This window comes from Emticicia sp. CRIBPO (genome assembly GCF_009905725.1).
GTDB lineage: Bacteria > Bacteroidota > Bacteroidia > Cytophagales > Spirosomataceae > Leadbetterella.
On sequence record NZ_JAAAKV010000007.1, the window covers coordinates 1 to 15,138 of the forward strand.

A 15,138-nucleotide genomic window follows, 5' to 3' on the forward strand; every position below is an offset into this window, starting at 1 on the left:
GAAAGAGAAAAATTCCTGAAAACAGCGGCAGGAAGAAGGTTCCTCAGGAGAGTGCTGAAACATCTTCAGAATTCTGAAAATACAGCAGTTGTTTCCTAAACAATAGATCTGGGTTCCCCGCCCGACTTGACCGTCAGGTCGGGCGGGGATTCCCGGCAAAGCCACTTACTTAACAATCACCACAACAATTCTTATGCTATGTTTTACACTTATGTAATTCAGAGTCTCACTTACGAATCCTACTTATACAAAGGACATTGCGAAAATATTGAAGTCCGGCTGAAAGAACATAATGCCGGGAAAACCGATGCTATCAGACCTTTTCTTCCTTTCCGCTTAGTCTACTCAGAAACCTTTAAAACAAGAAACGAAGCCATAGAAAGAGAAAAATTCCTGAAAACAGCGGCAGGAAGAAGGTTCCTCAGGAGAGTGCTGAAACATCTTCAGAATTCTGAAAATATAAAAGACTGCCCTTGCGAGACAGCCTCTTCTTCATCTAAAACAGAGAAAATTACTTCTTAACCACTTCCAGCGGTATTTTAATAAAACTGTCGTTATACCACCTGATCTTCAAAGGCTCCTTTGCGTCAGCGATAGTTTCCTCACTTACATCCTTTCCGGTGCCGTAATTGATCTGTGCACCTGCGTTTTTATTGATGTTTAAAACCACAAGTATCCGGCTTCCTTTGCTTAACTGCCGGCTTACCATCCTCGTCCTTTCAAAAGGGATGGTTTCAACTTTACCGGGAACAAGCAGCTTTCTTACGCACATGTCTTCCGCATAGCTGGCCCGGCCCAGATAATAGGACAGGCAAAAGTATTTCCCATCCGGCATAATCTCATACAAAACCACCCCGATGTCCATATCTTTTTTGTTGATACTGGCTTTGAGCTTCCCTGAAAATGTTCCGCTGATACTCATGTTTTCCGTCAACGGATCCGAAACAAAAAACAAGCCGTTGCTTCTATCCAGTTCCTCCTTAATAATCGGATACGGGTAGTACTCATTATTACTGGTTTTTCTGTCCTTAAAATCAACTTCCTGGTAAAGCGTTTTCCGTTCAACCGGCTTTTTTGAAGTCAGTTTAAATCCGCCTGCAGATTTTATATCGGTGAGATAGAAAGAAACTGCTTTATCATTTAACTGATCGAGGCTGGCAGCGTGCTTCCAGACATTGGCTCCCATCACTTCATAATTGATCTTGTCTTTCAGGATGGCGGGTTTTGTTCCGTCCTTTAAAATATAATCCAGCCACTGATAGGTAATGTCCCGCGTGCTGATCAGGGCGACTGGGTCTACCTGGTAATCTCTCAGAACAGGATAGCCACCTCTCTGTGCTCCAAAATGATCATAAGGGCCGATAATCAGATAATGGTTTGCCTCGGGATTATATTTATAGTGCTCCTTCAGATACTGGATAGCCGATATCTGTCCGTCGTCATAATAGCCGGTAATGCTCAATACCGGTATGTTTATCCGGGCGTATTCCTGTTTATATGGAATCATATTCTGCCAGTATTGGTCAAAAGCGGGATGTTTCAGCCATTTTTGTAACCAGGGATTGGGCGTACCGTCAATGCTGTCTATTTTGTTATAGGCTTTCCCTGTTGAATACCAGTTATCCTGCATCTGGTTCCAGCGGTGGGGGTCATTGTACACCTGGTTGTCCAGGTATTTATTATTGGTCACATAAAATGCCCAGCCGTAGTTAGCATTGATAAAGACATTATTCTCCATCGGCACCCCCAGGCCGGGTATGGCTGCCGCATAAGGAACAATGGTTTTAAGGGCAGGATGCATGTTTTTTGCAGCAGCCCATTGGGCAAATCCGGAATAGCTGCCACCATACATGCCTACTTTTCCGTTGCTCCAGGTTTGCCTGCTGATCCAGTCGATGACAGCATTAACGTCTTTTGCCTCGTTCTCATAAGGAGCAACCTCATCCGGACTAAGGCGTTTACCGCGGACATCCGCCACGACACCGACGTACCCGTAAGACGCCGATTGTTTCGCTTCATAAATGCCCTGGACCGTATTGGCATACATAAAAAAGAATAAGGCTGCCGGTTGAGGGGCTATTACTTCCCTCTTCCTTACCACAACGGCAGATAACGTAAAACCCTCCGCTGTTTTGATCATTACACTGTCTTCGATGATGTAGCGTCTCTTATCGTCTTCCTCCAGTAACCTTACAGAAACAGGCTCAATGTGCTTAAAAACCTCCAGAACAAAATAGCTTTTGCACAGATCTATGGCTTCCCGGACACTCAGACTGTCCCTCAAACCCGCCAGTGACCTTTCAAGCCCTGATCTGTATTCTCCAATGCCGTTACGGCTTACAAAGGCAGTAGAAACACTCAAAGCGTCTTTATCATCCATTTGCCTGAGCCGCTCTTCAAATAAGTGGCTAAAAGCATCTTCAAAGGCTTCTTTTTTCAACTTTGCCCTGGCGTAAAACTCATACTGCAGAAATAACAACCCGCTATTTTTTTCCTTTGATGTTTTACGGAGCTCTCCGATTATGCCAATAGCCTTGTCATATTGGCCCGCCGCCATCTGTAATCTGAACAAATCATTCGGAGCATTTTTTAATTCCTTTTTATCATGGCATTGAAGCAAAACCTGATTGGCAAGTACCGGAATCTGCAGAGCCAGTCCAACACTGTCATGAGCCGATATCTTTGGAAAATAAAATTGTTGTGCCGAGGCGGGTTTGCCCATTAGGCATAGCGAGATTGACAGAAAAAATAGCTTTTTCATAAATTTTATGTTTTAATATGCTGAAAGTGCTTTAACCCAAAGGTTTGTGTCTGCGTTTAAACGCTGCAGATCTGCGGCTGGAAACGGTCAGACGCTCTCCTGTTTCCAGGACAATCGTCATCCTTTCCTTTACAGAAGTATCCACTTCTTTGATAAATGAGGTATTAATGATCTCTGTTCTGCTGATTCTGAAAAAAAGTGCCGGATCCAGCATTTCTTCCAGTTGATTGAGAGACCGCTTCAGATATACTTTTTGGCCGGAAAAATGAAACCTGACGTAATTTCCCAGGGAAGTGATCAGGTAGACTTCACTGGTTTTGATAAAATGAAGTTTCTCTCCTTCTTTTACAAAAATATTCCGGTCAAAAGACCGTGTTTCTCGTTTCCCCTGAAGTTTCTCCCTGACTTTTAAGATGGCCTGGGCGAAACGTTCTTCGCGAAAAGGTTTAACCAGGTAATCGATGGCACTGACCTCAAAAGCTTTCACCGCAAACTGGTCATATGCCGTAATAAATATGACTTCAGGGACATCATCCAGGGCTTCAAGTAAATCAAATCCCGACTTTCCGGGCATCTGGATATCCAGAAAAATCAGGTCAGGCTGAAGTGATGTTATCAACCTTTCTGCATCGTCAGCATTTTCGGCAGTACCTGCTATTTCAAAATCGTCGTAATCGAGAAGATGCCTCTTTATTTCTTCCCGGGCCAGACGTTCATCGTCAATGATAATTACCTTGTGCTTATTCATATTAAAGGAATGTGAAAGGTAGCTGATACATTCTCACTGTTTTTCTGGACAATCCGGAATGAGGCCTTCTCACCGAACTGCAAACTCAACCTCTCCCGGAGATTCTTCAAGCCCAGGCCTTTTGTCGCTTCATCGCTCAGTGTTCCGGGATTCTCAACAGAAACAACAAGCTTGCCGTTCTCCTCCCCGATTCTGATCTTAATGAGTCCCCCTTCTTTTCTCTGGGCTATCCCGTGTTTTATCGCATTCTCGACCAAAGTCTGCACACTTAAAGGCAACACCAGCTTACCCGAAAGACGGTCGTCCATTTCAACAGAGGTTTTGAGCCTTTCTTCAAACCGGATATTTTCCAGTTCAAGATAATCTCCCACCAAAGCCATTTCTTCTTTCAAGGAGATAAAAACGGTGTCTCTGCTATACAAAGAGGTTCGTATCAGGTCAGACAAAAGGTCTATAGCCCTTCTGGCCGCCCTGGGATTTTCTATCATTAAAGCTTTAATGCTGTTTAAAGAATTAAAAAAGAAATGAGGGTTTAGCTGGGCTGCCAGGTTGTTAAATTCCGCGTCCTTAGCGATAATGGCCAGCCTTGAACTTTCCTTTATGGCATTGACCTCCCTCTGGGCATAATGATAGCCGTAATAAGCCAGCACCCAGATAGCCATAAGGCGTATTCCGGCCATAAAAATACCCAGCCGGTGGTCCTGGAAATTATGACCGAACGATTCAGAAAAACCAGGCTCAAACCAGTAACGGAGCAGGTAATTTTTACTCCAGGTCAGCACCAGGAAGGCGAAGCCCAGTACCATAACGGCGGGTACAATCCTGACCAGTAATTTCCGCGGTTCAAGCTTTTGCCAACCGTACCTGAGAGAAATATTTCTGTACAAATGGGTCAGCGGAATATAAATCAGCAGGTCGCCGATGAAATACAGGACAGCCAGAAACCAGATAAAACGCGGACTCTCAAAACTCACCAGCATCCAGTAGAATGCCGCAGCTGACCAGCCGATTATCTGGCATTTCCAATACAACGACAAGGCTGGTTTGTTCTTCAATGCTGCTTATAAATTTCACGAAGTAAAAACATTCCGTCAAATAATAAAAGTAAAAGTACATGAACGCGGTATAGCAGGTGATGTGCGTAATATGTTCAGACGACCTTCCGGTAAAACCTCTTTACTTCAGCCGGATCTGTATTCTTTTCTCTTGTAAAGGAGAGTATCCGGACACCTCCGGACATAAAAAAAGAGCCTCCAACCGGAAGCCCTTTTTCAACTTAAACCAAAGAAAATTATGAAAACTTAATCCCGGAAGGCCCAAAGGACCTTACCGGAACCTCGATTACAATTAATTTTTGGTCAAAGTCATAGTTTATTATCTGTTTAACAACTCGTCAAAGCTAAGCGAAACATAATACATAGAGCCTACCGAAGCACTACCATATGCCTGGATGTAAGGCTTACCTCCGATGTTGGTACCACCCACTTTGATGATCGACTTCATAGCAGGAAGCTTAAAGCTAACCTGAGCATCTATGTTGTTGATTGCCGGTACTGTGGTGTTGGTAAATGAGGTATTCGAAGTGGTTGTCGGCTGGTTAAAGCTAGCTTCCCACAAAAAGGCATTCTGATGACGGAAATTGATATTGAAACCAACTTTATCGCCACTTCCCAGACGTTTTCCGAAGCTCAGGTTATATCGGTAGTCAGGCGTATTGAAACCTGCATACTGTTGCTCAGGAGAAGGAGTGAAACCCTTCAGCTGGTTGAAAGCAATGTTACCACCAATATTGAATCCTTTTTCAAGAGAGTAGTTGGCACTCAAAGCCCACCCCTGCACAGTAATGTCTTCGCTGGTATTGGCAGTTCTTGAATAACCTAAACGGGTGCTGGCACTACCTGCACCTGATTCGATCGGAAGCCCGGGGCCTGCAGCCGCTGTTGGCACTACAACTGAAATACCACCCAGGAAGTCTCTGTATTTGCTGAAGTAGTAGTAAGCATCAATAAATAATTTCTTGGCAATCAGACCTTTGTAACCAATCTCGTATGACTGGATTTTCTCAGGAACCAATGGCTTAGCCTGATATTTAGGCAAAGCGGCCAGGGCATAAGCAGGCACCACCTGGGTAGCTACTTCTGTAACTTTCTGAGTTACAACGGCAGTTACATTGGTTGCGATTGTTGCTTTTACAGCATCACTATTCATTTGTGCTATAACTCCCTGCTGAATGGCCTGAGGAGCCTGTGCTGCCGGAATCTGACCTGCAGCTACAGCGGCATTAACCTGTGCTGTAACGGCCGCAGTTACCTGAGCCTGAACAGCGGCGATTACGCCTTGCTGTATCGTCGGCAACTGTGCGGTTACCGCCGCAGTAGCATATTGCGTTGCTGCTGCTTTTACAGCATCTGTAATGTACTTGGTAGGGTTTTTAGAGAAATCCGTCAATACATACACAGGAATACCTGTTGCTAACTTATAACGGCTGTCAAACTCAGGTAAACCACCGATAAGTGTTCCGGATGGTGTTCTTAAATCAATATATTGGTTTTGAGTGGTTGGAATTCTAAATCCTGACTGGTACGACAAACGGATGTTTTGCTGACCGAAGGTAGCCACACCTGAAACCCTTGGAGTGAACTGTCCCTCAAAGTTTTCATTCTTGTCATATCTTAATGAAGCAGTCAGCTTGAAGTGATCTTTGAACATACTTTTGCTGGCTTGTGCAAAGGCACCGAACTCATCAATCGGAATAACGCCGTCGCGGCCATCTTTCAAATCCGCGAAAAGGGTTCCGTTTGATCTCAATTGATAGCGTCTCACATTGGCTCCCGCAATCAGATCAATGAATTTAATCTGGTTTTTGAAATTGTACATACCTTCTGCGTGGTACATATTGGTTTTTTCAAGGAAACCACCACCGCCATCTGTTGGTGCTGAAATAGAAGCCTGAGCATATTTATCACGTAAAGCAATGAAAGCGTCTGTACCCGGAGCCGGCATACCGGCATCTGCCGCATTTCTGGCAGTAAGATGAGCCTGGTCTTCAGCCATTCCTGCTCCTCTCGCCTGCACAAAGGCACCTACATACTGTCCGAACCAAGTCTGGTGAGGTTTGATGCTGTTCAGCATCGCCACAGCCTGTAAACCGGCAAAGAATGATTCACCGGATCTTTCCTGGGTAGTATAAGCTCTCAAAAGGAAATTGTCTCCTTTTAATTCAATTTTACCCTGAGTCAGGTTAAACTTACTCAATGAATAACGGCCTGTTCCTGTATAAACGGTTGTTCCGTAACCATAATTTACCTGGCCTATCAACTCCAGTTTTTCATTCAGACGATAGTGAAGGGCTACATTGGTTTTAAAGCTCTTGGTATTGTAATCTACAAGGTCTCTTTCTTTAAAACCGGTACGGCTCACATTGACATTGGTTGGCACTAAGCCGAGAGCTGCTGATGGCAGCAAACCTGCAGAGATCAAGCCGTTGGCTACCGTTCTCATATCAGCCTGTACCTCGTCACCATAAATGTTCACACCGTCATAGTCAGTGTCCACACCTGCTCCTCTGCTTCCGTTCTGTACACCACCAAGGTTAAGGTTGGTATAGTTGTTAGCCTCCCAGTCTTTCGCACCGATGTAAGACAAATTGACTTTGTAAGCAAACTTGTTATTGATGGCTTTGGCATATCTTACCGAAAGGTCATAAAACGGTGTAGTCACAGTTTCACGGTTGCTGGCACTCATGATACCACTCTTGATGTTGGCACTTAGCCCCTGATAAAGGAAAGGGCTTTTACTGTTCATCAGGATCAGACCATTGATGGCGTTCGGACCGTAAAGAGCAGAAGCTGCACCCGGAAGAACCTCCACACTTTCCACATCAAGCTCAGGCATACCTACAATGTTGTCAACCGGGAAATTCAGACCCGGAGCCTGGTTGTCCATACCGTCAATCATCTGAACGGTACGGGGGTTACCTGTTGCACCGAAACCTCTCATGTTGATCGATTTGAAAAGCAAACCCTGTGTTGTCACATCCACCCCTTTCAGGTTGGCGATGCCATCATAAAAAGAAGGAGCTGCCGATTCACGTATAGTCCTTAAATCCATTTTCTCTACCGCCACCGGCGATCTCATTACCGTTTCTTCAATTCTGGAAGCGGCTACAACAATTTCCTGACCCAGTATGGACTGGTCTTCAAGACTGATATTTAGATTTGTGTTTTGAGCGGTAACGTTAATTTCCTGTCCCTGATAACCTATTGAGCTGATTACAATTGATAAAGGAAGTGGGGTGGAAGTGGTCAGTTCAAATTTGCCTTTGATGTCTGTAATGGTTCCGATCACTTTATTTTTAACCTGGACACTCACCCCGATCAGAGGCTCTTTCGTCTTGGCATCAATAATAGTTCCTGAGATAGTTGTTTGAGCCATAGCAACATTCACCATAAGCAGGGCAAACAAAATGCTCAGTGATGTTGATTTTAGGTTTAAGTAAATTTTTAGCATTGATTTTTGAGTTTGTATAAGGTTATTATTGACTAATTTTACTCAATATTAAGAAAAGAAATATTAATTATTTACAATTAAAACGAAAAATAATTATAGAATATGAAAAAAAGGCAATATTTGTTGATTTTGGTGCTAAATTCAGCATTTTTAGTGCTTTCTTACGGTCAAAAGCCCTATTCAATTCTGAAAAATTTTGATGCAAATAATACCCCTCCGGCTCCCGATTATGCGGTTTTAAAGAATTGGGCCGCCCACCCCGATCTCGTTGATCCGGCAGATTCTGTTCCGGCAAAATCTAACCTGAAAAACCTTCAGGCAGTGTCCAGGGCGGATGTTTTCTTTATTCATCCCACCATTTTCACGTACAAGCCCGCGGACCATTTTGAGTGGAATGCGTCTGTTGATGACCCGGTATTAAACAAAAAAGTGGACGGCACTACCATACTCAATCAGGCTTCGGTTTTCAATGGCTCCTGCAGGGTATTTGCACCCAGGTACAGACAGGCTCATTATTCGGCATTCACAACCAGTAACGAACAGAATGCGAAGGCCTCACTGGACATCGCATACGAAGACGTAAAAACTTCGTTTGAATATTATCTTAAAAACTTCAATCACAACAGGCCTGTCATTATTGCAGGTCACAGCCAGGGCACCGTTCATGCTAAACGACTGATAAAAGAGTTTTTTGACGGTCAGCCGCTTCAGAAACAACTGGTTGAAGCCTACCTCATCGGCATTGCCACCAGCCCTAAAGAATTCACCCATATTTACCCCAGCGACTCGGCCGGGCATACCGGCGGTTTTGTTTCATGGAACACTTTTCTGCAGGGTTACTACCCTCCCTATTATGAAAAAGGACTGAGCACTTCCTTTTGCGTTAACCCGCTCAGCTGGAAATGTGACGATACCTATGTAAGCCGTGAAACCAATCACGGGGGAGTAGGCTTAAAATTCGCCTTTGTGAAGGAACTGGCAGATGCCCAGGTGTCAAAAGGAGTCCTGTGGATCCATAAACCTTATGTAAAAGGCAGGTTTTTTCTTAAAAACAAGGTCTGGCACTATGCAGACTACAATCTTTTTTGGATGAGTATCAGGGATAACGTAGCTTTGCGTTTAGAAAATTACTTGAAAACTATTGACAAATAATATGAATACTTCTAATTATATCATCATTATGGCCGGAGGGGTCGGAACCAGATTCTGGCCGTTCAGCAGACAAACTAAACCCAAGCAATTTCACGACGTTCTGGGAACAGGAAGGACTTTGATTCAACAGACGGCAGACCGCTTCGAAGGCATCTGCCCCAAAGAAAATATATATGTGGTAACCAGCCAGGAATATTACGGCATCACCAAAGAGCAGCTGCCGTTTCTGGATGATGAACAAATATTGCTGGAGCCGGGCCGCCGCAACACAGCACCCTGCATTGCTTATGCCTGTTACAAAATATCAAAGAAAGACCCTGCGGCCAACATCGTTGTGGCTCCTGCCGATCATATCATCCTGAAAGAAGAAGAATTCAGGAAAAGAATATCCATAGCCCTGGATTATTCAAAAGAAAATGAAGTGCTGGTCACTTTGGGGATTAAACCCACCCGTCCTGACACCGGCTACGGCTACATTCATTTTAACGATGAAGAAAACAGCGAGCTGAAAAAGGTAAAAACATTTACGGAAAAGCCTCAGCTGGAACTTGCCGAAAAATTCCTGGAAAGCGGTGATTACGTCTGGAATGCCGGGATATTTGTCTGGAACGCCAAAGCCATCGAAAAAGCTTTTGTCAATTTCCTTCCTGAAATGGCCGATGCCCTGCAGATCGCTCAGAAGCATTTCTACTCAGCCCAGGAAAAAGAGGCTCTTGATCAGGCTTATACCCGTTGCAGAGCCATTTCGATTGACAACGGCATCATGGAAAAAGCCGACAATGTTTATGTGGTCTTGTCTGACATCGGCTGGTCTGACCTGGGAACGTGGAAATCGGTCTTCGAAAACTCAGAAAAAGATGAATTTCAAAATGCAGTGGATGGCAACGCCATGCTGTATGATACTCAAAACTGTGTCATCAAAGTCCCTAAAGACAGGCTGGTAGTCACCAATGGTCTTGACGGATTTATCGTCGCTGAGTTTGACAATGTCCTGATGATCTGTAAGAAAGATGATGAACAGAAAGTGAAGCAGTTCGTGGCAGATGCCGAATTAAAAGGCAAAGATTTTATATAATGTAAAAAGGTCAGGAAGTTAAATCCTGACCTTTTTTTATTCAATTACTTTTGGTACCATAAAGTACTCCTCATTCTTCAGGGGAGCATTCCTGAGCCCCCTCTCCCGGCTCAACTGGTTATCGGCTACATCCTCCCTGAAAACATTCACGTCCGGATTGATGTGTGTAAGCGGCTCTATTCCTGTAGTATCCACCTCGTTAAGCTGCTCCATCCAGTCCAGGATGGCCGAAAGGTCTTCAACCATCTTAGTGGAGTCTTCCCGGCTCAATTCAAGCCTGGATAAATGAGCTATTTTCTGAACGGTTCCTTCGTCAATTTTCATAATGCATTTCTGTCTATTTCTCCCTGGATAATCTTATAAACCTGCATTTTGAGGTCTTCAATGTCGGCTTTGGTTTTACCGGCAGTTTCTACCGGTTCATGCATTACCACCTTCGGTTTTCCCCAAAACAATTTGGATTCAGGCATTATCCGGTACAAATTTAAGAAACTAATCGGAACAATGGGCACCTGATTTTCAATGGCGAGAATAAAAGCCCCGTCTTTGAAAGGCTGAAGCATCTGGGGGATGTTTTTAGAGAGTATCCCACCCTCCGGCATGATAAATATGCTTCTGTCTGATTTCAGCGATTTCATGGCCCTCACAAGTGATTTTGTACGGCTTCCTTTATCCGACCGGTCTACCTGGATATGTAATTTTGCAAAAACATATCCCAGCAACGGTATTTTCTTCACAGAGCTTTTGCCCATGTAGGCAAAATAGTTTTTGACGACATTCATCCCTACCGCTACATCAAGATACGAGAAATGATTGGCTACAAAAACATAGGCCTTGTCTTTGGAAGGCGTAAACCGGGATTCAAGCCGAACGCTCTTTCCTACTATAAAAAAGAAAATAACCGACCACAAATGCACCAGTTTATGAGCCAGGGTGTGCCATTCTTTTCTTTGAATGAAAATCCAGATAAAAGGAAACAATGCAAGGAAAACAGTGATCAGCCAGAAAACACACCAGAGGTTGTAAACATAAAGACAGAAAGACGAAAGGAGCCTGTTCATATTTACGCAATTAGATGATAATACTGTATCCGAACACCACTACCAGTAAGAAAAGTGAAATCAGGGCATAGATATTAAACATGATAAAAAACTTGAAAATTGTCTTTGCCCAGCCGTTCCTGTATACATATTTAAGGGATGCAAGGATATAAAAAAGGCTTAAAAGCATGGCTGTGCCCTGGACCCAGCCTGAATGTACCCACCACCCGATAAGTATCGCTATTGAAAAAATCATAAAAACGACGGAGTGGGTCATCACAGAGAAAATAAAATGCTCGTAGTAAAACCTCTTCTTTCTTATGTAAAAGAAAGCCAGGATCAGGGCTACTACCGGCATCAGCACAAACATCATAAAAGAGACATACTTCAAGGCTTTCTGTACGATTGTATTGATAAAAGCTGATTTCTCCCTGGTGTTAAATAGCTGATACATCTGGAATTTCACATTGGCCACAAAACTCATTTTGTTCATCCTCGTCTCCACTTTGTTGGCTTTAAAAAGTGAATCCATGACGACCGGCTCCGAATAAGCTCTCCATAAAGTCACCGAATCTACATACACACTGTTGGTTATTTCAACCAAACGGTTATTACTCTGCTTCAATGAATCTTTTTTGATATGGGTAAGGTATTCCTTTCTGATTTCCATCAGCCCCTCCGCAAGACTTTTCCTGACTTTGGCGGTGTCCATTTTACTCAGGTCCTTAGCATATTTCTTTACAGAATCGCCGGTGGCCTCCCGGATAAAATTGTCAAGAAGCTCTACCTTCTGACCCGAATCAGCTTTGCTCAATTGCTTTGAAAGACTCTTCGGAATTCCTTTTTCCAGGATAATGTCAGGAAGGTTCTCCAGTTCCCGGGGACTGTCCCAATCTATTTTATTTACCTTGTTCTCCAGCTTAAAGAGTTCTCTTTCTGTTTTTGCGACACCCGTATTTACTTCTTTTCCAACCAGGAAAAAGAAGATCACACTGATAAAAATATAAAGCCTGGCCGGTGGTACATACCTGGCCCTTTTTCCTTCGTTAAAATCGGAGATTACCTTTCCCGGTTTCAGTACAATTACCCTGAGGGTTTCCCAAACCTTAATATCAAAATGAAATATACTCTCTATAAACTCATAGATCAGGTGATGCAGAGGTACCTTGAGGTCGTGGTTTTCCTGGCCGCATTTCGGGCAGAAATTATCCTCCGGCTGTAAAATATGATTACAGTTAGGACAAATACCGAGCTTCCTGCGGTGTTTTTTAGTCGAGTACATAAGGTTAGGGTTTACTTCTTATTTTTCCTCCGGAATAGTGTCTGTATTTTTCCTCATCCTGATGTTGAGAATTTCAACCAGGAACGAGAACGCCATAGCAAAATAAACGTAGCCCTTAGGCACATGGGCGTGGAAAGCTTCGGCCACCAAAAGCGTACCGATCATCACCAGGAATGAAAGGGCAAGCATTTTGACTGTCGGATGACGCTCTACAAACTCTCCTACATTTTTCGCAAAAAGCAACATCACTATTGTCGAAAGAACAATAGAAACAGCCATGACCGAAATGACGGTGGTCATACCGATGGCCGTAATGATGGAGTCTACAGAGAAAACTATATTAATCAAAGTAATGTCAAAAACCGCTTTGGAAAGTGTTGAGGGGGCTTTGGCATGGTCAACGTCATCTCCTTTACCTTCAATTTTATGGTGTATTTCAGAAGTAGCCTTGAACAGCAAAAACAAACCTCCGGCCAGTAAGATCAGATCTTTTCCGCTAAAACCAAGGTCAAACGGCAAACCGATATCCTGCAGGTTAAACAAGTCTTTCTGAAGGCTCAGTATCCAGCCCAGTACAAACAATAAACCCACCCTGATGACCATGGCCAATATCAGGCCGATATTCCTGGCTTTCTTCTGATCTTCGCCTTTAAGTTTGCCGGCAATAATAGAAATGAAGATGATGTTGTCAACACCGAGGACAATTTCCAGGAGCGTCAGCGTCAGGATACTGGTAAGTGCGGCTGTGGTAAAAAGTTCTTGCATAAACTGATTTGGTTTTAGAGGTTCATAACTACCACGAAAATAATATAAACAGGACTATTTAAAAAATTCATTTGGTACAAACGGGCAAATAATAACGTAAATACAAGCATATAATGATTTGATGATATACTTAAAGCCAAAGACTCCCGTTCCGGATGATATCGGAACGGGAGTCTTTGCTATATGAATGGCTTTCGGAAATTAAATCCCGGCGAAATCCTTAGAAAGTTTATTCATTTCCTGGTCAGTCGTTTTTCCAGAAGTTACCGCCAGTCTGTACTTAAAGGTGGTAGATTCGCCAGGTTTCAGTGTAAGATTCAGAACTTCCTTACCACTACTGAATACTTTCTGACCCAGGGGGTTGACGGCAAACAAACCATAGCCACGGCTATGCCAGTAAGCAGGATAGCCGGCATTGGAGGGATGGTCAAAAATCGCTACCGATACATCTTCATTTTTAATTTTCCCTGTCAGGTTGATCCAGGTTGATCTCTTACTCCAGGTATCTTCTCCCTGAATACCCTCCGCATTTCTGTAATTTCCGGTAATCCCGGTGTTGTCAAGAGAAGGCACCTTGGTAGCCAGTCCGGCCGCATCGGTAAAAATCTCAGGTTTAGTGCTCGGATGCTCCAGTTCACGGGCTACCCTGATGGCAAAGAAACCATCTTTAACATCTTTAAACACCACCTCTTTAGCTCCGGCTTTCAATGTGGTGATACGGTCAACAATTCTCTGGTTGTCTGTTCCCTGGAAAATATAAGTCGTTTCCTCAGTCAGCATCAGCTTTCCGTCTTTATCCAGCCAGTCCGCTGTAACCACAAGGGTGCCTTTATTATTTTTTACTGTACTTGATTTCACTCCGGTATGTACAATTGTTCCGAAAGTCCTTTTGTCACCTGACTTTTCAACTTCAATGGAATTGTTCCAGAAGTCATGCCCGTTGGCATCTTCGTAGTTAAGCCAAACACCAACGTGGTGAGGGTGATCCACTCTTTCTCCCGGACGTGGATCCAAAGGCCATCCGCGGGTCACCGCAGTGCCTTTTGAGGTAAAAACAGGATAAAGTACCGCTTTTTTCAGCACGTCCTTTCCCGGAAAAAAATAATTAGTGAAAGGTTTGTTGTCGATAAGCACCTGGATCTTGTTTTCTGATTTCAGATTAACAAATTTCACGGGCTTTGTTTGTGAAAATGCTACTATCGGCAAAGAAATTACCGCTGCTAATAAGATTGATTTCATTGGAATAAATTATGGTTGAACAGTAACTACAAAAATAAGTAAATATAAAATACGAATCGTCCTGTTTGTTGATTGTTTTCAGTACTTTTTTGCCGCTATCATTCAGATAAAAGGTCAGATTGGTTCAATTCTGTACTTGTCTCCTATTTTTTTAGGAGCTACCTCGCAAAAGGAACAAGTCAGGATATCTTCCACCATTTCTTCGGGAATCAGAGAGAGAATGATGTGGGTCCATCCCTGTTTTCCCCAGGCAGTAGGCACAGGAAAGATAATGGAAGCATTAAAACTGCAGAAAACGGATTGATCGATGGCTGAGAGTTTAAGGGTGGCCCTGTCTTCTTTTTCATTCAGGGTGGCAAAGATCTTCTTGGCGATCCTGAACGAGGTTTTCTCAAAATGGGGAGCTTCTTCAGCTCCTTCAAAAGACAAAGCAAGGTTTCTGAATTTTTCCGGTGTTATCATGACTTATAAATTCGAAAGGGTCTATTGTACCTCAATTTACTCATTCCAGGCAAGTTTTAAAGCTGGAAAAGCAAAAAAGAGGATCTGTTTTTGAAACAAACCCTC

The 15,138-nt window shown here is 43.4% G+C and carries 13 protein-coding genes; 3 read left to right on the plus strand and 10 right to left on the minus strand.

Annotation, left to right across the window (positions count from 1 at the left end; genetic code table 11):
* Window positions 1-198 precede the first annotated feature (198 nt).
* Window positions 199-522, plus strand: a complete 324-nt coding sequence (locus GVN16_RS14920; protein ID WP_166564719.1) for a GIY-YIG nuclease family protein — start codon at window positions 199-201, stop codon at window positions 520-522.
* Here GVN16_RS14920 and GVN16_RS14925 read toward each other — a convergent pair.
* The 4 genes from GVN16_RS14925 to GVN16_RS14940 form a co-directional block, all read right to left on the minus strand.
* Window positions 512-2,761 carry a CocE/NonD family hydrolase gene (locus GVN16_RS14925; protein WP_229244192.1) on the minus strand — a complete coding sequence of 750 codons (2,250 nt, stop codon included), beginning with the start codon at window positions 2,759-2,761 and terminating at the stop codon, window positions 512-514. The two genes, GVN16_RS14920 and GVN16_RS14925, sit on opposite strands and share 11 nt — an antisense overlap.
* 31 nt (window positions 2,762-2,792) lie before the next feature.
* Complete coding sequence (locus GVN16_RS14930; protein ID WP_166564720.1) at window positions 2,793-3,509, minus strand: LytTR family DNA-binding domain-containing protein; 717 nt, start codon at window positions 3,507-3,509, stop codon at window positions 2,793-2,795.
* Window positions 3,506-4,564: a sensor histidine kinase gene (locus GVN16_RS14935; RefSeq protein ID WP_166564721.1), complete on the minus strand. Its 1,059-nt coding sequence runs from the start codon at window positions 4,562-4,564 to the stop codon at window positions 3,506-3,508. The genes GVN16_RS14930 and GVN16_RS14935 overlap by 4 nt, the downstream gene beginning before the upstream one ends.
* A gap of 319 nt (window positions 4,565-4,883) precedes the next feature.
* Entirely contained in the window at window positions 4,884-8,018 is a 3,135-nt protein-coding gene (locus GVN16_RS14940) for a carboxypeptidase-like regulatory domain-containing protein (protein ID WP_166564722.1), read from the minus strand.
* Window positions 8,019-8,120: 102 nt separating this feature from the next.
* Between GVN16_RS14940 and GVN16_RS14945 the strand changes: the two genes are divergently transcribed.
* Window positions 8,121-9,170, plus strand: a complete 1,050-nt coding sequence (locus GVN16_RS14945; RefSeq protein ID WP_166564723.1) for a DUF3089 domain-containing protein — start codon at window positions 8,121-8,123, stop codon at window positions 9,168-9,170.
* A gap of 1 nt (window position 9,171) precedes the next feature.
* Window positions 9,172-10,245, plus strand: coding sequence for a mannose-1-phosphate guanylyltransferase (locus tag GVN16_RS14950; RefSeq protein WP_166564724.1), 1,074 nt, complete (start codon window positions 9,172-9,174; stop codon window positions 10,243-10,245).
* A gap of 36 nt (window positions 10,246-10,281) precedes the next feature.
* On the opposite strand, the gene gatC is transcribed toward GVN16_RS14950, so the two are convergent.
* The 6 genes from gatC to GVN16_RS14980 all read right to left on the minus strand — a co-directional run bounded on the left by gatC (window position 10,282) and on the right by GVN16_RS14980 (window position 15,033).
* A complete protein-coding gene (gene gatC, locus GVN16_RS14955) occupies window positions 10,282-10,569 on the minus strand; it encodes an Asp-tRNA(Asn)/Glu-tRNA(Gln) amidotransferase subunit GatC (RefSeq protein ID WP_166564725.1) in 288 nt (95 codons plus the stop codon).
* Entirely contained in the window at window positions 10,566-11,306 is a 741-nt protein-coding gene (locus GVN16_RS14960; RefSeq protein WP_166564726.1) for a 1-acyl-sn-glycerol-3-phosphate acyltransferase, read from the minus strand. The genes gatC and GVN16_RS14960 overlap by 4 nt, the downstream gene beginning before the upstream one ends.
* Before the next feature lie 10 nt (window positions 11,307-11,316).
* Window positions 11,317-12,567 (minus strand): DUF3667 domain-containing protein, encoded by a 1,251-nt coding sequence (locus GVN16_RS14965; protein WP_166565048.1) that lies wholly within the window; start codon window positions 12,565-12,567, stop codon window positions 11,317-11,319.
* Window positions 12,568-12,585: 18 nt separating this feature from the next.
* Window positions 12,586-13,332 carry a TerC family protein gene (locus GVN16_RS14970; RefSeq protein WP_166564727.1) on the minus strand — a complete coding sequence of 249 codons (747 nt, stop codon included), beginning with the start codon at window positions 13,330-13,332 and terminating at the stop codon, window positions 12,586-12,588.
* Window positions 13,333-13,533: 201 nt separating this feature from the next.
* A complete protein-coding gene (locus GVN16_RS14975; RefSeq protein ID WP_166564728.1) occupies window positions 13,534-14,571 on the minus strand; it encodes a PmoA family protein in 1,038 nt (345 codons plus the stop codon).
* A gap of 114 nt (window positions 14,572-14,685) precedes the next feature.
* Window positions 14,686-15,033 carry an MmcQ/YjbR family DNA-binding protein gene (locus tag GVN16_RS14980; RefSeq protein WP_166564729.1) on the minus strand — a complete coding sequence of 116 codons (348 nt, stop codon included), beginning with the start codon at window positions 15,031-15,033 and terminating at the stop codon, window positions 14,686-14,688.
* Between the last annotated feature and the right edge of the window lie 105 nt (window positions 15,034-15,138).